This window comes from bacterium, from assembly GCA_020440705.1.
Classification (GTDB): Bacteria; Krumholzibacteriota; Krumholzibacteriia; order LZORAL124-64-63; family LZORAL124-64-63; genus JAGRNP01.
Map to the genome: position 1 here is coordinate 1 of JAGRNP010000039.1, position 20,056 is coordinate 20,056.

Genomic DNA, 20,056 nt, shown 5'->3' on the forward strand with positions numbered 1-20,056 from the left:
GCCCAGCCGAAACCGGACCTTGAAAGCCCGCGCCCTGGCAGGTATTTTCCCCTTGCATGGCGGTCGGGGCTTCCCTAGATAGGCGCGGATCGGCGGGCCCGCCCGTCCGGTCACCGGTGGGGCCATAGCTCAGCTGGGAGAGCGCTTGACTGGCAGTCAAGAGGTCAGGGGTTCGATCCCCCTTGGCTCCACCACCTCAACCTCTCTATATGAAGAGCTTCCGCCATGCGGAAGTTTTTTTATTCCCGGGGACCCCCTCCGGCTCCCGGTCGATTCGCCGCCGTTCTTGAACGTGAATTCTCACCCCGGGTGTGGTATCGTCGGGCGGTTCCCTGAACACCGCCCCGCGCACAGAGGGGGTCGCAACGTGCGCCGCTCCATCCCGATCTCCGTCCTCCTGGCCGTGCTCGTCGCGTCCACCGCCGCCGCCCAGTCCCGCTACCTGCCTGAGAACCGCAGCGGTTACGGCGTGGCGGGACAGTTCCAGTTCAACGACCTGCAGAGCGTGATCGGGATCGACCTGGGCATGTCGCTGCGCGGGCGCTTCGACGCCTCGCTGGCCCTGGGCTGGGTCGACCTGGATCGCGCGGTGATCGGGACGGGGGGCGGGGGCTTCGCCGTTTCACCGGCGATCCGCTACACCTTCCTGCGGCCGACGCAGACCGGGGGGCTGGGGGTCGAACTCGACGCCCGCTACGAGCGCGGCAGCTACACCAGCGACCCTCTCGACGCGATCAGTCGCCGGGTCGTGGCGACCCACACCAGCGCCGGGGTCACCGCTTTCTGGCGGATCCATTCCAGCGCGAAATTCAACCTCTACCCGTCGGTGGGGGTCAGTTGGGTGCGCAGCGAACTGACGCTGGGCGGCGACGACCTCTTCGGGCCCGAGGAGAACTTCGCCTGGGAATTCGGTCTGGCCTTCCTGGCCGACCGCCGCGTCGTCATCGCGCCGGCGGTGGTGCTGATCGACGGGGAGACGACCCAGGCCCTGCGCATCGGGCTGGTGCTGCCGGGCACGTAGGGGCCGGTCGTTGCAAACTGCACGACTCCGCTCAAGTGCCGCCGCGGGCGCCCGATAATCCCGGCATGACCAGGCCCCGTCGGGGGCCGCTGCCGGGAGTGGCCAGATGCTGCCGAACCAGAAACTCTGCGAATCCTATCTCGAACACCTGATCGACGTGGACGTCATCGACACGGCGGCGGCGCTGCACGCCCTCAACGAGCAGCGGGCCGCAACGCCCCAGATCGGGCGCCTGGCGCTCGAGCGGGGGATCCTGGACATGAAGCAGGTCTTCGCCGTGCTGCGGGTCCAGGCCGACAGCGGGCTGCGCTTCGGCGTGCAGGCCATCGAACTGGGCTTCATCGACAAGGATCAGCTCGACGAGCTGCTGGCCGCCCAGCAGGAGGCCCGGCCCGGCATCGGGGGCGTGCTCTACGATCTGGGCTACGTGCGCAAGGGCGTGCTCCAGAAGGAGCTGCGGAATTTCCTGCGCAAGGTCGAAGCCGTTCTGGTCTGAACGGTCGCCACCCGGCGACGGGAACGAAGGATCCCCTTGCCGGGGGATCCTTTTTTTGGTGGAATCCGCCCATGTCGCCGACTCCCGACCTCGAAAAACCACCGCCGCCGCCCCGGGAGGGCGGCTCCTGGCGCCTGTTCGCCGGGCCGGTGCTGGTGCTGGCGGCCCTGGTCCTGGCCGGGCGCTTCGCCGGCGCCCACTGGCCGGCCATCGAGTCGCGGCTGGACGCGTGGGGGCCGTGGGGCGGCGCGCTGTTCTGCGCGACGTGGGTGGTGCTGTCCAGCCTGTGTTTCCCGGTGAGCGTGTTCGGCTTCTCGGCGGGGGTGCTCTTCGGACTGGGCACCGGCGTGGCCCTGGTCCTGGTGAGCGCCAACGTGGCGGCGCTGCTCATGTTCGCTCTCGGCAGGGGACTGCTGCGCGGGCGCATCCTGGCCTTCGTGGCGACCCGCCCGCGGCTGGCGGCCATCGATCGCCTGGCCGGGGAGAAGGCCCTGCGCCTGAACGCCCTGACCCGCCTTTCGCCCTTGAACTACGGGCTGGCGTGCTACACACTTGCGGCTGGCCGATCGCGCCTGCGCGACTACCTCCTGGGCAACCTGGCGACCATTCCGAGCCTGGTGTTCCAGGTGTGGCTCGGCACCGTCGCGGTGCGGGCGGGCGCAGCGGACGATCCGGGGGCCACCCCCCGCAACATCGCCCTCCTCGTCGTGGGAATCGTCGTCGTCGCCGTGCTGGGCTGGCAGATCAGCCGCCTGGTCCGGCAGGCTCTGGCCGAGGAGGCCGGAGACGCGGCTGCGGACGATCCGGCGGCGCGTGGCGGCGGAGAGACATGACGACCGGGCGTGACGAGAACATCATCCCCTTCCCGCGGCAGGCCGGAGCGGCCTGGGCGCTCCAGATCCGGGTCGAGCTCATGCTGATGCCGTTCCCGGTCTGGCGCCGCCTGCTCGTACCTGCCGGCGCGACCTTCTGGGATCTCCACGTGGCCCTCCAGGACGCCATGGGCTGGGAGGACCGCCACCTGCACCTGTTCACCCTCGACGATCCGCGCAGCGGCCGGCGCCTGCGCTTCGGGGTTCCGGACGAGAGCGGCTTCCACGGGGCCCACGACATCATGCCGGGTTGGCTGCACACGGTGGCGCCGCATCTCCTGGTCGACGGGCATCCGGCCCTCTACAGCTACGACTTCGGCGACGACTGGCAGCACGAGGTGGTGCTCGAAGCCGTGCTGGAGGACGACGGGGGGCGTCTGCTGCCCTTGTGCCTGGCCGGCGCCGGGGCCTGCCCGCCCGAGGACAGCGGCGGACCGGCCATGTGCCAGGCCCTGCTGGACGGCGGTGCCGACGGCGGCTTCGACCCGGACGCCGTCGTGTTCGACAACCCGCGCCTGCGCTGGGAGCGGGCCTTCGGCAGGAGTTGAGACCCGTTGGAACTGGGCATCGCACTGGGAGCCGTCATCGTGATCGGGGCCGTCGGGGGGCTGGCCTGGCACCGGCGTCTGCAGGGACGCCTCGCGGCCCTGGAGGCGGAGCTCGCGGTGCAGACGGGCGAAGTCGCGGAGCTGAACCAGCGCATTCGCCGTGGGCTCGAGGGCATGGGGGCGGCCCTCTGGGAATGGCGCCTCACCGACGACACGATCCACCTTTCGGATCTCTTCCTGCAGATCACCGGCTACGGGCGCGAGGAGTTCGGCACCTCGGCGCGCCAGTTCTTCGCCTGCTTCCATCCCGACGAGCGCGACGAGGTGCGCGGCGAGCTCGACGACTACATGGCCCGCCGCACCGTCCACTGCAGCGCCGAGGTGCGCTTCCGCCGCAAGGACGGCCACTACGTCTGGATGCATCTGCGCGCGGTCGGCAGCTGGGACGCCGAGGGGCGGCCGCTGAGCCTCGTGGGCTCGTTCACCGACATCACGGCCAAGATGGAGGCCGAGGAGGAGCGCGACCGCCTCTTCAACCTCTCGACGGACATGCTCGCCGTCGGCGGCTTCGACGAGTATCTGCAGCAGATCAACCCGGCGTGGGTGCGGGTGCTCGGCTGGTCGCGCGACGAGCTGATGGGTTCGCCCCTGGTGGAGTTCATCCACGAGGACGATCGCGAGGGTCTGGAGGAGGCGTGGACGGTGCTCCGGCAGGGCACGCCGGTCGAAGGCCTGGAGAACCGCTTCCGCTGCCGCGACGGCTCGTTCCGCTGGCTCTCGTGGGGTTCGTTCCCCTATCCGGACCGACAGCTGGTCTTCTCCGTCGTCCGCGACATCACCTTGCAGAAACAGTCGGAGCACCAGCTGCTCGAATACCAGGACCGCCTGCGCTCGCTCACCAGCCAGCTCAGCCGGGTCGAGGACCGCCAGCGCCGCGAGCTGGCGTCGGCCATCCACGACGGCCTGGCCCAGCAGCTCTTCGGCATCCGCGCCCAGATGGTGCTGTTGAAGTATCCAGACAAGGTCCCCAACCTGCGCGACATCGTGATCCAGATCATCGACATCCTCGACGACACCATGGCCGAGGCGCGCAGCCTGAGCTTCGAGCTCTTCCCGCCGGTGCTGTACGAGGCCGGCCTCGAGGCGGCCCTGGTCTGGCTCTGCCACAACTTCGGCGAACGCACGGGCATCGTCTGCGCCTGCGCCCGCGAGGGGGAGGGCCCCGAGCTGCCCGAGGACATGCGGGCCATGGCGTACCAGTGCGTGCGCGAGCTGATGAACAACGTGAACAAGCACGCCCGGGCCGGCCGCATCGACGTGACGCTGAACTACGTCGACCGGTTCCTGACGATCCTGGTCGAGGACGACGGCGCGGGCTTCGACCCGAACCGTCAGGAGCGGCCGCAGGAGGCGGAGAGATCGACCAGCGGGTTCGGCCTGTTCAGCATCCGCGAGCGGCTGCGTTCCGTTTCCGGACGCATGCTCGTCGACTCGAAGCCGGGTCAGGGGGCCCGCATCTTCCTCAGCTTCCCGCAGCCGGGCGAAGGCATGTCCGATGAACCCGTCGCTGCCGAGCACTTCAATCCCAGGCCGCATTTCGGCGATGGGTGAGCTGTACGCCCTGGCCGCCGCCGTGGTCTGGAGCTGCGCGGTCATCCTCTTCCGGCGCTCGGGCGAGACGGTGGCGCCCCTGGCCATGAACCTGTTCCGCGTCGCCGTCTCCGGCGCCCTGTTCCTCGTGCTGCTGGCGGTCACCCGCCGGCCCCTGTGGGGGGTGGCCCCCCTGGGCGACTACCTCATCCTCATGGCCAGCGGCATCATCGCCATCGCCATCAGCGACACCCTCTTCCACATGGCCCTGAACCGGGTCGGGGCGGGCATCAACGCCATCATCGACACCCTCTACTCGCCCTTCGTCATGCTGTGCGCGTGGCTCATGCTGGGCGAGACGATCCGGCCGCTCCAGATGGGGGGCATGGTGCTGGTCATCAGCGCCGTGCTCGTGGCGAGCCGGGCCCGCCCGCCGGCCGGGGCTTCGCGACAGACCCTGGTCGCCGGCATGCTGTTCGGCGTGGGAGCCATGGCGACGATCGCCTTCGGCATCGTGCTCGCCAAGCCGGTGCTGCAGCGGTCGGACGTCGTCTGGGCCACCGCCGTGCGGCAGTTCGGCAGCCTGCTGGTCCTGGTGCCCGCGGCGCTCATCGATCCGCGCCGCAAACGCCTGTGGCGGGTCTTCCGACCGGGGCCGGAGTGGCGCTTCACCCTGCCGGGCACCCTGCTGGGCTCGTTCATCGCCCTGATGTTCTGGATCGCCGGCATGAAGCACACCACGGCGGGGGCCGCCGCGATCCTCAACCAGACGAGCACCCTGTTCATCATCGGCCTCGCGACGGTCTTTCTCGGCGAACCCTTCTCCTGGCGCCGGGGACTGGCCCTCGTGCTCGCTCTCGGGGGCATCCTGCTGGTCGTTTCACCCACCTTATTCTAGAGTCGACAAGAGCTTACAAAATCCTGCGGAATTTCTGGCCATTTACTGAAACACGTGTTATATAACGGGCGTAATGTCAGCCGGCCGCCGGATGCGCCGGCGGCTTCCCCCGAGGTGGAACATGGTCCGCAAACAGGTCTTTTCCCGCGAGGACGTCATCAGGGCCGGCAAGGCCGTGGTGGCCCGCGACGGCATGGGCGCCCTGAGCGCCCGGCGGGTCGCCGACGAACTCGGCGCGTCGACGGCTCCCGTGTACAGCAACTTCGCCAACATGGAGGAGCTCGGCATCGCGGTGCGGCGCGCCGTGACGGAGGAGATCTTCGAGTTCACCACGCGCCGCTTCACCGACGATCCGTTCCTGAACATGGGGGTGGGCGTGCTCGAATTCGCCCGGCAGCAGCCGGGCCTCTACAGCGCCGTGTTCATGCAGGAAGCCACCAAGTGCGAGGCCGGTCCGGAACTGATGGGGCGCCTGGCCGAGCGGATGGCCGGTCTCGCGGGACTGGGCGCGCTCAGCCCGGGCGAGCGGGCCCTGCTGCTGCAGCAGGTGGCCATCTTCACCCACGGCCTGGCCGTGCACATCGTGTCGGGTCTGGCCGAGGACATGTCGTTCGACGACCTGCTCGTGTTCCTCGCCGATGCCGGACGCGCCATGACCGACCGCGCCCTCTCGCGGCCCGCCCGCGAACCCGCCGCCGAAGCGCTCATGGAGCGCCTCGTCAACCGCCAGCAGAAAGAAGACGATCGTGACGAATAGGGAGATCGGGCGCCGCGCACGGCGCCTCGTGGCCGTCCTGGCGGCCGCGGCCCTGGCCCTCGGGGCCGGGTCCGCGGGGGCCCAGACGGACGGCGGGTCGGCGGGGGCCGATCCGGGGACACCGAAGTTCACGCGGGCCGAGCCCCTCGGACCGACCATCGCCGCCCGACCCGGCGCCCCGACCGCCCGCGACCTGGCCGGGTGCGTCGCCGAGGCCCTGGCGGCCAACGACCAGCTCGCGGCCGAGCGACTGCGACGGGCCGAACTGGACGGCCAGATGAAGCAGGCCCTGTCGACGGGGCTGCCGACTCTCGACCTCGTCGGCGACTGGACCCGCGGCCGCGATCCGAGCTTCGCCCTGAACCCGAACTTCGGGGGCGGCGGCGACGGCGGCCTGGGCACCGTGCCGGGAGCCGATCCCTGGTTCGACCAGTGGCTGGCCGGCTTCGGCTCGTTCATCCCGGCGCCGGGCGACATCGCCCCGCAGAGCTACTGGCGGGCCAACGCGAACCTGAACTGGACCATCAACCCGGTGCAGATCCTCGGCGCCGTGGGCGCCGCGAGGCTCGGCATCGACCAGCAGGCCCTGCAGGTCGAAGCCCTCGAGCAGGACACCGCCGACCGCACCCTGGCCGCCTACTACTCCATCGTCAAGGCGGCGGCCCGCATCCGGGCCGTCGAGGCCGAGCTGGCCAACCAGAGCGAGCTCGTGGAGATCATGAAGATGCGCTACGAGCTGGGCATGGCCACGCGTCTGGACACGCTGCAGGCGGCCGTGACGCGGGCCAACATCCTGCCGCGGCTGAGCATCGCCCAGGCCACCCTGCGCAACGAGGGCAGCCGCCTGAACGCCCTGATGGGCCGGCGGCCGGAGGAGCCGCTGACCATCGCCAACGCCTTCGACGTCGAGACCACGCCCATCGTCGACGGGACGGCGCTGCAGCTCGCCCAGCAGCGCCCCGATCTCGCCGCCGACGGGCTCTTCATCGACATCCTGCACAAGGACCGGCAGGCCACCATCGCCGACAACCGGCCCTACGTGACCATCTTCGGTTCCTACGGCTACATCGGCACCGAGGTGGACAACGTCTTCGACGAGGGGCACGACAGCTGGACCGTCTCGGCGGCGCTGAACGTCCCGATCTTCGACGGCCTGAACACGAGCGGGCGCGTGGCCGAGTCCAACGCGCGGATCCGGCGGGCCGAGGTGCAGCTCACCGGCCGGCGCCGGGAGGTGCAGGTCGAGGTGCTGGAGATCCTGGCCAACCTGCGCATGGCGCGCCAGGTGCTCGCGGCGGTGCGGCTGAACCGGGACCGCAGCGAGGAGGTGCTCGAGGAGAACCTCCTGATGCTGCAGCTCGGCAAGGCCAACTACCTGGACGTGCTCGTCTCGGAATCGAACCGGGCCGAGGCCCACAGCAACGTCATCGACGCCACGTACGAGGTGCTCGTGCTCACGTCGAACCTGAAACGCGCCGTCGGCTACAGCCCGCTGCTGCCGCTGTCGGCGATTCCGAATCTTACGGGGGAGGGTTCCCGATGAAGGTCCTGATGTTCCGCCGCGCGGCGCTGCTGCTGCCGGCCCTCCTGTGGCTCCTGTCCGCGGCCGGTTGCGAGAAGCCGGCGCCCGCGGAGGCGAGCCGCGAGGTTCCGCGCAACGTGCGCGTGCTGGCGATCTCGCAGGAGACGATCAACGAGTACTTCGAGATCAGCGGGCCGGTGCTGCCGGTCGAGGGCGCCGACCTGAGCGCCCAGGAGAACGGTCCGGTGGTGGCCCTGCCCGTGGCCAAGGGCGACGCGGTGGCGGCCGGGCAGGTCATCGTCGAGCAGGAGCGCAAGATCCTCGCGGCCGAGAAGGACGCCGCCGCCGCGGCGCTGGCCACGCAGGCCTACAACGTGGACAAGGTGCGCCAGCTCTTCGCGGCCGGCAAGGTGAGCCGCATCGAGCTGCTCACGGCCGAGAGCCAGCACGCCGAGGCCGCCAGCCGCGCCGCGGTGGCCTCCGAGCGCTACCATCGGGCCGGCATCAGCGCGCCCTTCGCCGGGGTGGTCGTCGACCGCTACGTCGAGCTCGGCCAGATGGTCATGGCCGGCATGCCGGTCGTCCGCGTCATCGACCCCTACACGCTGAAGCTCGAAGCCTACCTCACCGAGGAGCAGGTGCGCTGGGTGCGCGAGGGCGACGGCGCCTCGGTGCTGCTGGGCCGCGAACCGGAGCCGGTTTCCGGCGCGGTGTCGTGGGTCGGCTTCGAGGCCGACCGCCGCACCGGCAAGTTCAAGGTCGAGATCCACATCCCCAATCCCGGGCTGACCCTGCGCAGCGGCGTGATCGGCCGCGCGCGGCTGGACAAGAGCGTTTCGCGCGACGTTATCGCGATCCCGCGCGACGCCGTCGTGATGTCGCAGGGCGCGCCTTCCGCCTATGTGGTGGTCGACGACCGGGCCCAGCGGCGCGAGCTCGAACTGGGCGCCTCCCAGGGCCTGATGGTCGTCGTGGACGCGGGCCTGGCCCTCGGCGACCGGCTGGTGGTGCGGGGGCAGCGCGAGCTGCGCGACGGCAGCCTCGTGGCGGTGACCGAGACCGCGGCGCGGGCCGACGGCTCGCTCGACGCCGACCCGGTCAAGGTGACGGGGGCGGAGATCGGGACGCGCGTGCCGGGCGCCGGCAACGCGGCTCCGGTCGAGCCGGAGGGCGGCCGATGAAGCTCACGAACGGCGCCATCAGGCGCTATCCGATGATCTTCGCCTTCATGTTCATCATCGTGATCCTGGGGACGAAGAGCTACCTCACGCTCCCGCGCGAGTCGTCGCCCGACGTGAAGATCCCCTTCGTGATGGTGCTCGCGCCCTACGCGGGGACCAGCCCGGAGGACATGGAGAGCCTCGTCACGCGCAAGCTCGAGCAGCAGCTCAAGGGCGTGGAGGACCTCAAGGAGATGACCAGCTCGTCGTCGTACGGCATGTCGGTCATCACCATGGAGTTCGAATCGCGGGTCGACATGAGCGACGCCCTGCAGTCGGTGCGCGACCGGGTCGAACTGGCCAAGCCCGACCTGCCCGAGGACCCGCGCAACGACCTCGTGGTGCAGGAGATCAGCAGCTCCGATGCGTTCCCCGTGATGCAGGTGAACCTCTACGGGGACATCGACCTGTTCCGGCTGAAGAAGGCGGGCGAGGATCTCCAGGAGGAGCTCGAGCAGATCAAGGGCGTCCTCGGCGTCGACCTCGTCGGCGGCATCGAGAACGAGGTGCAGGTCGAGGTCGACCCCGAGAAGCTGGCCTACTACGACCTGGGTCTCGTCGACGTGCAGGACGCCATCGCCCTGCAGAACATGACCATCCCGGGCGGCAAGCTCGGGCTCGGCGTTTACGACTACCAGGTGCGCGTGCCGGGCGAGGTGGAGGCCGTGGAGCAGATCCTCGACTTCATCCTGAACCCGGGGATCGAACCGCCGGTCTACGTGCGCGACGTGGCGAGCGTCAGGTTCGGCATCAAGGACCGCGAGACGATCAGCCGGGTGAACGGCCGCGACGCCGTGACGCTGGTGGTCAAGAAGCGGAGCGGCGAGAACCTGATCACCATCGCCGAGGAGGTGAAGGCGACCCTCGCGCGGCTCGGCCCCACCTTCCCGAGCGGCACCGAGGTCTCGATCGTCGCCGACCAGTCCCTGCAGATCAAGCGCATGGTCCGCGAGCTGGAGAACAACATCCTCAGCGGCCTGGTGCTCGTCGTGGTCGTGCTGCTGGCGTTCTTCGGCGTGCGCAACGCGCTCTTCGTGGGCATCGCCATCCCGTTCTCCATGCTGATCACGTTCGTCGTGCTCTCGCTGCTGGGCATCACCCTGAACATGGTGGTGCTGTTCAGCCTGATCCTCGCCCTGGGCATGCTGGTCGACAACGCCATCGTGATCGTGGAGAACATCTACCGGCACCGCGGCAAGGGGAAGGACAACATCGAGGCCTCGGAGGTGGGCACCGGCCAGGTGGCGGGCGCCGTGATCGCCTCGACCCTGACCACGGTGTGCGCCTTCGGCCCGGTCGTGTTCTGGCCCGGGATCATGGGCGAGTTCATGAAGTACCTGCCCATCACCGTCATCATCACCCTGCTGGCCTCGCTGCTGGTGGCCCTGATCTTCAATCCGGTGCTCTGCTCGCGGTTCATGGGCGTGCCGCGCACCGAGGCCGACAGCCGCCTCGTGGGCGACCGGCTCATCGCCTTCGGCCTGCGCACCTACGAGCCGGTGCTGCGCTGGTCGCTGGACCACCGCCTGCTGGTCATGGTCGGCATGAACGTGCTCTTCGTGGTGATGTTCGTGGCCTTCGGGCGCTTCAATGCCGGCGTGGAGCTCTTTCCGGACATCGAGCCCCAGTACGCCAACGTGAACATCGACGCCCCGAGCGGCACGCGCATCGAGCAGACCGACGCCTACGCCGCCGAGATCGAGCAGTACGTGAAGGACCTGCCCGACCTCGTGGCGTACAACACGTCGGTGGGCACGCCCATCGATCCCCAGACCGCCGGCGGGACCCTGCCTTCCCACCAGGGGACCATCACCATGGAGTTCCCCGAGATGGCCGAGCGGACGACCTCGTCGCGGAAGTCGCTCGAGGACCTGCGCGGCAAGCTGAAGGACTTCACCGGCGCCAACCTGACGGTGGTGAAGATGGAGGAGGGCCCGCCGACCGGGAAGCCCGTCAACATCGAGATCTCCGGCGACGATTTCGACACCCTCGGCGAGATCGCCGGCGAGGTGCGTGAGCGGGTCCGGAACCTGGCCGGGCTGGTGGACATCACCGACAACTACGACCACGCCCTGCCGGAGCTGATGGTCGTGCCGGACATCGACAAGGCCGGACGCTTCGGGCTGCGCACCTTCGACATCGCGGGCACCGTGCGCACGGCGCTGCACGGCAGCGAGACGGCCAAGTACCGGGTGGGCGAGGACGAGTACGACATCGTCGTGCGCTACGACCAGCCCTTCCGCGGGAAGGTCGAGGATCTCGAGAACACCACGGTGTTCTACGAGGGCCAGAACATCCCCATTTCGGCCTTCGCCAGCGTGGAGTTCGGCACGGGGCTGGCCGCGGTGTACCGCATCGACGCCCGGCGGGTGGTGACGGTGAGCGCCGACGTGGCCGACGGCTACAACGGCAACGCCCTCCTCGCCGAGGTGCAGAGCGAACTCGCGGACATGGATCTGCCCGCGGGCTACACCCTGGACTACACCGGCGAGAGCGAGGACCAGGAGGAGGCCTCGAGCTTCCTGAGCAACGCCTTCCTCGTGGCGGTGCTGCTCATCTTCGTGGTGCTCGTCAGCCAGTTCAGTTCGGTGACGGTGCCGGCGGTGATCCTCTCGAGCGTGGTGCTCTCGCTGATCGGCGTCTTCGGGGGCCTCATGTTCACCCAGACTCCGTTCGGGATCATCATGACCGGTGTCGGCGTCATCTCCCTCGCGGGCATCGTCGTCAACAACGCCATCGTGCTGCTGGACTACATCATCCAGCTCCAGAACCGGGGCATCGCGGAGAAGGAGGCCATCATCCGGGCCGGCACCACGCGGTTCCGCCCGGTGATCCTGACGGCGGTGACGACGATTCTCGGCCTGATCCCCCTGACGACCGGCCTGAGCGTCGATTTCGAGTCGCTGTTCAGCGGCGATTTCGGGCGGGTCGTGGTCATCGGCGGCGAGTCGAGCCAGTGGTGGGGGCCCATGGGCGTCGCCGTCATCTGGGGCCTGGCCGTGGCCACCTTCCTGACCCTGGTCGTGGTGCCCGTCATGTACGCGACGCTGGGCCCGCTGAAGCGGTTCCTGCATCGGGTCCTCGTCGGCTGGTGGCGACCGGCGAGCTGAGACGCGGGGGTCGGGTAAGGGGAAACCGGGGAAGGCCGACGCCTTCCCCGGTTCTTCGGGGGAGCGGGAGGTCCCGCCCACGCTCCCCGCGGCGGTCTAGTCCATCTTGTCCAGCAGGGGGTCCTTCTTGTACCCCAGCGCCTGCCAGTCCAGGCGGCCGCCCTCGCTGTGGCAGTCGAGGCACTGCAAGGCCTTCGCCGCCGGGCGCACCTCGTGGAAGAGGCCCATGTAGCGCTTGGAGTTCACCCACTCGTACTCGACGTGCTCGACGCCGTAGGCGGCGTGGGCGCCCTCCTGCACGGCCTTCTCGATGTCCCCGTCCACGAAGAACTCGTCCACGGCCAGGGGGATCAGCCAGCCCTTCTCCTTCCACAGGGGCAGCACGCCCTCGTGGAGCTTGAAGGCGTTGATCTTGGCCTTCTTGTCCTTCCGCGAGCCCTGGGGCGCCATGATGGTGATGGTGCCGTCGTCGTTGTAGCGGACCTCTTCGCCCATCTTCATCAGCTGGGTGTGGCCGTTGTACCAGGCGTACACCGGCGTCACGTCCTTCCCGAAGGTGATGGTGGCGGAGAACTTGTTGGCGATCTCGTGGTGCTTCGGCGTGGACCAGTCGCGGCGCATGTCCGTCTGGTCCTCCTTGGCGAACTCCGTGATGTGGCACACGGTGCAGTTCACGCGGTCGGTGTGGAAGTCGAGGGCCTTCTTGCCGTGCGGCTTCTCGTCGTGGCAGCTGGTGCAGAAGAGCGGGTTCTCGGGGCTGTCGGTGCCCGAGAGGTCGCTGCCGCGGCCGCGCACGCGGTGGTCGTCGCCGGCGTGGCAGTCGACGCACTGCATGTTGTTGCCCGCGGTGGCCATGTGCACGTCGAAGTCCGGCTCGCAGTCGGCGAGCTCGTACTCGATGTCGCCGCGCTTGAAGTTGGGGCCGCCGCCGGCGCCGCTGTGGCAGCGCAGGCACATGTCCCGCTCGGGCAGGGTGATGCGCTTGGCGACCGAATCCATGCCCTTCTGGTTCTTCCACAGGATCGGCTTCCACTCCCAGGCCCCGGTCTCGTCCTGGTAGAGGTCGCGCCGGTACCCCTTGGCGTGGCAGATCAGGCAGTCGATGTTCTCGAGCTGCTCGCGGGAAAGCTGCGCGGAAGGCTGCTTGCCGAGACCCGCGTGGCACTTCGAACAGCCCTGCGCGATGATCTTGCCCTCGACGTTCACGGCGTTGCCGATCCAGCTCGCGAGGGGATTCGTGCAGAAGTCGTTCATGGTGTTCATCTTGCCGAGCATCTCGCCGTCGGCGTTGGTGATGTTCGGCGATTGCCCCTGCCACTGGTAGTGCTGGCTGTGGAAGAAGCTGGTGGCCTCCGCCTCATGGCACTCCAGGCAGGTTCCCGTGCCCTCGTAGTGCTCGAAGTAGTCGTCCTGGTGGCTGTAGGTCCGCTTCGGCGCCTTGTCCGCGGCGGTGGCCGGGAGAACCCCGGCCACCGTCAGCGTCGCGGCGAACACCAGCACCATCAGGATGGTCGTGGTCTTCCGCATCGGATCGCTCCTTTAGAATCGGGCGCTGAAGCCCAGCGAGAGCTTGTGCGCCGTCTTGTAGGTCGGGAAGCCGAGGATCTGGGCCGTCTCCAGGTCCTTCGGGGCGCCGAGGTGCCAGCCCGAGCCCGAGTAGTCGTAGTCGTAGGTGATGTAGGCCAGCTTCACGACGAACTTGCGCGTGATGCGGTGGGTGACGTAGCCCTCCCACACGGTGCCGCGGGTGTTCGTCTTGGGCGCGATGAGGTCGTCCTGGGCGGGGGCGAAGTTGAACCAGTACTGGCTCCCGTGATTCCACTCGAGGCCGACCTTGGTCTTGTCCTTGTTGAAGTTGTAGCGGGCGCCCAGATAGTACATGGATCCCGTCTGCTCCTCCGCGACCTGGAACGGGTCGGTGAAGAAGCCGCCGAAGGGCGTGGTGGTGGCCGGATCGTCGGGGCGGCTCTTGGACCAGCTGCCGGTGACGAACCAGTCGAAGTCGCCGTTCTTGCCCGCGACCAGGAGGCTGGCCAGGTCGAAGTCGCCCAGGTTCACCGAGGGCGAGTAGCGGGTGACGATGGGGCCGGGCATGGCCTGGCCGGTGACCGGGTTGTTCGGCATGATCACGAAGCCGTTGAACCCGTCGGTCAGGTTGAAGGCGCGCGCGATCGTGGTCTGGACGTGCAGTTCGGGCGTGTCCCAGGCATCGATGTTGAAGCCGAAGAACGAGGCGTCCTTGAGCACGTTGTCGAGGTTCTGGCCGAGGGTGCCGTTGCCGTACTGGCTCTCGTAGCCCAGGCCGTAGCAGGCGCGCAGGGCCGTCTTGTCGCCGAAGTGGTAGCCGAAGGTGGCGCCGTCGAACTGCATGTCGATGATGGTGCCCATGGGGGTACCCGCGCGGCTCTCGTCGTGACGGTAGTGCAGCGGGGGACCACCGGTGCTCGGCCGGCGACCGAGGCTGAGATACATGGGCTGGCCGGCGATGTTGTTCCAGTTGAAGTAGGCGCGGTCGACCTTCAGGGTCGCGTCGCCCGGGACGCCGGGCCAGTTGGCGTCGAAGCTCATGCTCGAGGGGGTGCCGTTGAACATCCCGACCTGGGTCGAGCTGCCCCAGGGCTTGTACATGCTGAGCCGCGCGGCGAACGACACGTCCTTGGAGACCTCGGCGTCGAGGTTCAGGCGGAGCCGGGTCGTGTAGAGGATGTCGTTGTCGATCTTCTGGGCCGGGATCAGGCCGGTGGCCTGGGCCATGGCCATCTGGGCCTGGCCCTGCAGGGCGGCCCAGTCGGCGGCGGTCATCGTGGCCGGGTTCATGCCCATGGCGACGGCCATGGCGCCGAGCATGTCGCCCATGGCGGTCGGGATCTGGGCGAAGTCGACGTTGCCCAGGAACTGCTGGTAGGCGACGTAGTTGTTCGGATCGGCGATGAAGTTGTTCACCAGCGTGGTGTTGATGGAGCCGTCGGGATTCATGGGCAGGGCCATGGGATCCATGGGGCCGGTGGCGTTGCCGAAGTAGTAGAACATGCTGTTGAGCATGAGCTCCTGCACGGCGAGGCCGTTGTAGTACTCGGCGGTCTCGCCGGTGATGTTGTGGGCCTCGACGCGCACGTCGCCCGACCACAGGATCTTGCTCTTGTTGGACTTCAGCTCGAGCTGCTGGAGCCGCTTCTTCAGGTCCTTGATCTCGTCGTTGACGTCCTTGGCGAAGACGGGGCCGACGGCCAGCGACAGCGCCGCGGCGAAGGCGAGAATGGTGAGCAGAGTCTTCTTCATGTGACCCCTCCGGGGTTCTCATGGTGATGGGTGGGGCGGGCCGCCGGCGCGGCCCGCCTGCGCAAACGGGATCAACCGCAGGTCATCGGCTGTTCGGAATCGGCGGCGTGGTCGACGCAGAACTCATGGACCTTCTCCAGGACGTCGCCCTGGATGACGTCGGTGACCTTCCTGGTGTCGTCCTTGGGGCAGGCGACGTCCTGGTGGGTCTCGACGAAGGTGTCCTGGAAGAACTCGTCCCACTGCTCCATGATCAGGGACATGGGGGTGTACTCGTCGGCCGGACCGTCGGCGCCGTGGCAGGCCTTGCACACGTTCCGGTAGATCTCGATGCCTTCCATCTCGGCCAGCGGCTTCATCTCGGCGGTGGCCTCGGCCTTCTCCTCGGCGAGGACGGCACCCGCCGCCAGCACGACGACGAGCAGCAGGGCGCAGGTGAGCAGCTTCTTCATGGGGACCTCCGTGCCGGCTTTCCGGCCTGGTTGGTGGAGGCAGGGCCTCCGGGGTGGCGAAGCGGTGATTGAGAAATCTATCAATCAATCTAAAGCGAAACTGGTAGCCTGTTAGCATTTTGTCAAGCAATTGGTGAGTGGATTCTCAAAACCACTCAACTTTCTTTTCCGCAACAAGTTGATTGTTCGTATCAAGATGGCGAAAACCCTTCTGCTGGCGTCAATTCGACTCACAGGGATGGTGCGGCACTCCGGAATCACGGGGACCGATTCAAGTTTTTCCGGGGTTCTGCCGATCCTGAAGGGGCAACCAGGACGCCCAGCGGAAGGACACCCCATGATCAACGCCATCCATTCGGCCCTGCAGGGGCTGCAGGCCAACCAGCAGAAGCTGGCCGGGCACGCCGACCGCATCAGCCGCTGGGGGACCCAGGACCTCGCCGCCACGGCGCCCGCCGACCGGATCGACCTGACCACCGAGATGGTGGGGGTGCTCCAGTCCCGGCGCGGATTCGAGGCCAACCTGCCGGTGATCCGGGCGGCCGACGAGATGCTCGGGTCGCTCCTCGACGTCCTGGCCTGATCTCCGATTCCGCTTGAGCCGATCTCTCCGCTCGCGCAATCTGCGGGGACGAGGCAACCTGCCGGTCGCCTCGTCCGTCCGTGGTGGCGATGCCGGCCCGTCGGGCCGGCCGGTGGTTCGAGCGAGCGGAGGAGTGAGGCATGGGTTCGCTGATGAGGACGATCGTGGGCAGCATGGTGGGCGTGCTGCTGGTGCTGGCCCTCGGGGCCGGCGTGACCGCGTGGAAGCTGGATGACAAGGAAGGCATCGCGAAGCGGTCCTGGCTCCACATCGACCTGTACGGCGACCTGCCGGCCTACGACCCGCCGGCCGGCCTGACCGGCGCCCTCGGCGGGGGCGGCCAGACCCTGCAGGACATCCTGACCGGCCTGCAGATGGCGGCCGTCGACGAGCGGATCGCCGGCGTCGTGCTGCAGCTCTCGGCGAGCCACGGCGCGGGCGCCGCCAAGCTGCAGGAGATCCGCCAGGGCGTCCAGGGCGTGCGCGCGGCCGGCAAACCGGTCCTGGCCTATGCCGACGCCATCGACCTTTCGGTGCTGTTCGCGGCGGCGGCGTGCGACTCCTTCTACTGCCCGCCGGCGGCCTACGTCCAGGTGCTCGGTCTCGATCGCGCCGTACCCCATGTCAAGACCGCGCTGGCGAAGCTGGGCATCGAGCCCCAGCTGAGCGTAATCCGCGACTACAAGTCGGCGGCCCAGCTGGTGACCCGCACCGACCTGACTCCCGAGGCCCGCCGCAACGCCGAAGCCCTGCTCGGCGATCGCTACGCGGTGATGCGGGCGGCCATCGCCGCCGGCCGCCGGGTGGACGAGGACACGGTCGAGGGCTGGCTCGAACAGGCGCTCTTCACGGCCCCCGAGGCCCGCGCCGCCGGGCTGGTCGACGGGCTCCTCTACTGGGACGAACTGACCCCGCGATTCACGGCCGACGCGAAGAAGGGGCCCCGGCTCGTCACCCTCGCGCGCTACGCCGACGAGGATCCCGACGACCTGGATCTCGGCGGCAGGAAGAAGATCGCCGTGATCCACGCCCAGGGAAACATCGGCGGCCGGGAGAACGGGATCAATCCGCTGCTGGGCCTGATGATGGGACACGAGTCGATCACCCGCGAACTCGAACGGGCGCGGCGCGACGAAGACGTGGTGGCCATCGTCCTGCGCGTGGACAGCGGGGGCGGCGAGAGCCTGGCCAGTGACCTGATGGGCCACAAGGTCGAGCAGGTGGCGCGCGAGAAGCCGGTCGTGGTGTCGATGGTCGACGTGGCGGCGTCCGGCGGCTACATGATGAGCTACCGGGCGAGCCGCATCCTGGCCGACCCGCTGACGGTGACCGGCTCGATCGGCTCGATCTCCGGGAAGTTCGACATGTCGGGTTTCAATGCCAAGATCGGGCTGAACTACTCCCACGTCTCGGTGGGGCCGAACGCGACGTTCCTCGACGACAACCGTCCCTTCACCCCCGACGAGTTCGCCCGCTTCGACGCCAACCATCAGGCCGACTTCCAGCTCTGGATCGAGGGCGTCGCCCGCGCCCGGGGCCTGAGCGTGGCCGACGTCGAGGGGCTGGCCATGGGCCGCGTGTTCTCCGGCGGGCAGGCGGTGGCGAACGGCCTGGTCGACGAGCTGGGCGGGCTGCCCGAGGCGGTGGCGGCGGCGCGGCGGCTGGCCGGCGTGGCGGAGAAGGAACGCACCGGCCTGTGGCATCTGCCCGAGAAGCAGGGGCTGCTCGGATCGCTGCTCGGAGGCGACGAGGAAGTGGGTGCGGCCGCGCGCTGGATGCTGTACCGTGCGGTGCGTCAGGATCTGCGCCAGGTGCGGGAGAGTCTCGCCGGCCCGACCTGGCACGCCATCGATCCCGTCTACGTCGACCAGCCCTGAGGAGAACCGGCCCATGCGCCACATCCTGTGCGAGGACCACGGTTTCGGCCGTCTGACACCGGTGGCCGACAGCGTGCCCACCTGGGAGATCCGTTGCGGGATGTTCAACCTGCGTGAGCGCGTCGAACTGGCCACCGGCCACGGCGCGGGTGCGTTCCTGTGCCGGGCGCTGCTGGCGCCGCTGGTGACCGCGCCGGGCTGGGCACCGCTGGCGGACGAGCCGTCCGATCGCACCATGTGGTGGAGCGGCCGCCTCGCGCCGGACGTCGCCCTGGTGCGGCGCCTGGCCGCGCAGGGCGACCGGGACTGGATCTGGCGCGACGCCCAAGGCCTGCTGGCCGCCGCCCTGCCCGCGGCGCTCGGAGCGGAACTGGCGGCCTCCTGGCGGGCGTGGGAAGCGGATGCCTGGAGCGGGGCGGTCTGGGAACTGCCCGCGGCGGTGGCGAACCTGCCGGGCCCGCCGGATGCGCCGGCGGCCGCACCCCTGGACTGGATCTGGAACCTGGTGCCGGCCACCGCGGCGGCTGTGACGGGAGACCTGGCCGCCGTCGGTCCGGCGGCCCATGCCCGGCACCCCTTCGGCATCATCGGCGAGCCCGCCGGGGCCTGGACCCAGGCGTCGGGTCTGACCCGGGACACGCCCGCCGGGGTGCACGTGCGGGGGGACCACGGCCTGTGGCTGGGGAGCGGCGGCGTCGAACTGGCGCCGGGGACCCACGTGGACACCCGGAACGGACCGGTCGTTCTGGACAGCGGCGTGCGGGTGGGGCCGCACGTGGCCCTCGAAGGACCGCTCTACGTGGGGCGGGAGTCCCGCATCAAGGCCGGCGCGACCGTGTACGGCGAGTCGAGCTTCGGGGTCGGGAACCGTCTGGCCGGCGAGATCGGCGAGAGCACCTTCGGCGACTTCGCCAACAAGCAGCACGACGGCTTCATCGGCCATGCCGTGCTCGGCTCGTGGGTGAATCTGGGCGCCATGACCACCTGCAGTGACCTGAAGAACAACTACGGCGAAGTCCGGGTCGATCTGGGCGATGGACTGTGCGACACCGGCGAGCGCTTCGTGGGCCTGCTCATGGGCGACCATGCGAAGACGGCCATCGGGACCCTGTTCAACACGGGCACCGTGGTCGGCTTCGCCACCAACATCTTCGGCGGCGGCATGCCGCCCAAGCACGTTCCGGCCTTCCGCTGGGGCGGGGCGGCCGGATGTCCGCCGTATGCGGCCGAGCGGGCCGCGGCCACGGGGGAGATCGTCCTCGGGCGTCGCTCCTGCCGCTGGACCCCGGACCACGCCCGCCTCTTCGCGTTCCTCGCCGCCCGGGCCGGGGCCTAGCCCGGTCGGAGACGCCGGATGTCCGATCCTGCCCGGCGGGCTTTCTGCACGGTCCAACGGGGCCGATGATGTCCAATTGCCTCGCAGGGTGCCTCGACGTTCCCTGACGGGGGGCAAGCGAGCGCCGTCCGTCCCGGGGCCAACTACCACGCCGACAACACTTTGACTAGTCGAACGAGTGGATCTCGCCGGTCGCGTCGCCCTTGGCACGCCGGTTGCCTCTGCCGAATACAATGTTTCCTGTGCTGTTCGGGATTGGCCCGCCAGGTTCTACGCTCTCCGTGTTGTAGACTCTTGGATCGCGGTCACCCGGCAAGTCGCGGGAAACATTTTTTGTTGTGCCGTCGAAAATGTGTATGGCGCGGGTGTTGCCCTGACCGCACATGAACCCGACGCCGACCACAGCCGAATCCTGGTCCCCTCCGTTCTGCCCCAATCCCAACTGCCTCCACCACAACAGATTCGACGAGCCTTGGACCTACCACAGGATCGGCG

General features: G+C 68.8%; 16 protein-coding genes and 1 tRNA gene. 14 read left to right on the forward strand and 3 right to left on the reverse strand.

The window, feature by feature from the left end:
• The first annotated feature begins 118 nt into the window (after positions 1–118).
• The 11 genes from KDM41_07890 to KDM41_07940 all read left to right on the forward strand — a co-directional run bounded on the left by KDM41_07890 (position 119) and on the right by KDM41_07940 (position 12,034).
• A tRNA-Ala gene (locus KDM41_07890) sits at positions 119–194 on the forward strand.
• Between the two features lie 173 nt (positions 195–367).
• Positions 368–1,021 carry a hypothetical protein gene (locus tag KDM41_07895; protein ID MCB1183340.1) on the forward strand — a complete coding sequence of 218 codons (654 nt, stop codon included), beginning with the start codon at positions 368–370 and terminating at the stop codon, positions 1,019–1,021.
• A 106-nt stretch (positions 1,022–1,127) separates the two neighbouring features.
• Complete coding sequence (locus KDM41_07900) at positions 1,128–1,517, forward strand: hypothetical protein (GenBank protein MCB1183341.1); 390 nt, start codon at positions 1,128–1,130, stop codon at positions 1,515–1,517.
• 71 nt (positions 1,518–1,588) lie between these two features.
• Positions 1,589–2,350, forward strand: a complete 762-nt coding sequence (locus KDM41_07905) for a TVP38/TMEM64 family protein (GenBank protein MCB1183342.1) — start codon at positions 1,589–1,591, stop codon at positions 2,348–2,350.
• The gene (locus tag KDM41_07910) at positions 2,347–2,937 is read left to right on the forward strand and encodes a plasmid pRiA4b ORF-3 family protein (protein MCB1183343.1); all 591 of its coding nucleotides are present in this window, start codon (positions 2,347–2,349) and stop codon (positions 2,935–2,937) included. The genes KDM41_07905 and KDM41_07910 overlap by 4 nt, the downstream gene beginning before the upstream one ends.
• Positions 2,938–2,943: 6 nt before the next feature.
• Positions 2,944–4,548 (forward strand): PAS domain-containing protein, encoded by a 1,605-nt coding sequence (locus tag KDM41_07915; GenBank protein ID MCB1183344.1) that lies wholly within the window; start codon positions 2,944–2,946, stop codon positions 4,546–4,548.
• A complete protein-coding gene (locus KDM41_07920; protein ID MCB1183345.1) occupies positions 4,541–5,425 on the forward strand; it encodes a DMT family transporter in 885 nt (294 codons plus the stop codon). Before KDM41_07915 ends, KDM41_07920 begins: the two co-directional genes overlap by 8 nt.
• Before the next feature lie 121 nt (positions 5,426–5,546).
• Positions 5,547–6,182, forward strand: coding sequence for a TetR family transcriptional regulator (locus tag KDM41_07925; GenBank protein ID MCB1183346.1), 636 nt, complete (start codon positions 5,547–5,549; stop codon positions 6,180–6,182).
• Positions 6,172–7,725, forward strand: coding sequence for a TolC family protein (locus KDM41_07930; protein ID MCB1183347.1), 1,554 nt, complete (start codon positions 6,172–6,174; stop codon positions 7,723–7,725). Before KDM41_07925 ends, KDM41_07930 begins: the two co-directional genes overlap by 11 nt.
• Positions 7,722–8,885: an efflux RND transporter periplasmic adaptor subunit gene (locus tag KDM41_07935; protein MCB1183348.1), complete on the forward strand. Its 1,164-nt coding sequence runs from the start codon at positions 7,722–7,724 to the stop codon at positions 8,883–8,885. The genes KDM41_07930 and KDM41_07935 overlap by 4 nt, the downstream gene beginning before the upstream one ends.
• The gene (locus KDM41_07940; GenBank protein MCB1183349.1) at positions 8,882–12,034 is read left to right on the forward strand and encodes an efflux RND transporter permease subunit; all 3,153 of its coding nucleotides are present in this window, start codon (positions 8,882–8,884) and stop codon (positions 12,032–12,034) included. The genes KDM41_07935 and KDM41_07940 overlap by 4 nt, the downstream gene beginning before the upstream one ends.
• A 96-nt stretch (positions 12,035–12,130) precedes the next feature.
• Here KDM41_07940 and KDM41_07945 read toward each other — a convergent pair whose 3' ends face one another.
• From KDM41_07945 to KDM41_07955, 3 genes are all read right to left on the reverse strand, one after another.
• Positions 12,131–13,561 carry a hypothetical protein gene (locus KDM41_07945; GenBank protein MCB1183350.1) on the reverse strand — a complete coding sequence of 477 codons (1,431 nt, stop codon included), beginning with the start codon at positions 13,559–13,561 and terminating at the stop codon, positions 12,131–12,133.
• 12 nt (positions 13,562–13,573) lie between these two features.
• Positions 13,574–15,313, reverse strand: a complete 1,740-nt coding sequence (locus KDM41_07950) for a DUF3373 family protein (protein MCB1183351.1) — start codon at positions 15,311–15,313, stop codon at positions 13,574–13,576.
• A gap of 71 nt (positions 15,314–15,384) precedes the next feature.
• A complete protein-coding gene (locus KDM41_07955) occupies positions 15,385–15,765 on the reverse strand; it encodes a c-type cytochrome (protein ID MCB1183352.1) in 381 nt (126 codons plus the stop codon).
• A 337-nt stretch (positions 15,766–16,102) separates the two neighbouring features.
• Here KDM41_07955 and KDM41_07960 point away from each other — a divergent pair, with 337 nt between their 5' ends.
• From KDM41_07960 to KDM41_07970, 3 genes are all read left to right on the forward strand, one after another.
• Positions 16,103–16,348, forward strand: coding sequence for a hypothetical protein (locus tag KDM41_07960; protein MCB1183353.1), 246 nt, complete (start codon positions 16,103–16,105; stop codon positions 16,346–16,348).
• A 140-nt stretch (positions 16,349–16,488) separates the two neighbouring features.
• Positions 16,489–18,225: a S49 family peptidase gene (locus KDM41_07965; GenBank protein ID MCB1183354.1), complete on the forward strand. Its 1,737-nt coding sequence runs from the start codon at positions 16,489–16,491 to the stop codon at positions 18,223–18,225.
• A gap of 13 nt (positions 18,226–18,238) precedes the next feature.
• Positions 18,239–19,561, forward strand: coding sequence for a hypothetical protein (locus tag KDM41_07970; protein ID MCB1183355.1), 1,323 nt, complete (start codon positions 18,239–18,241; stop codon positions 19,559–19,561).
• Positions 19,562–20,056 lie beyond the last annotated feature (495 nt).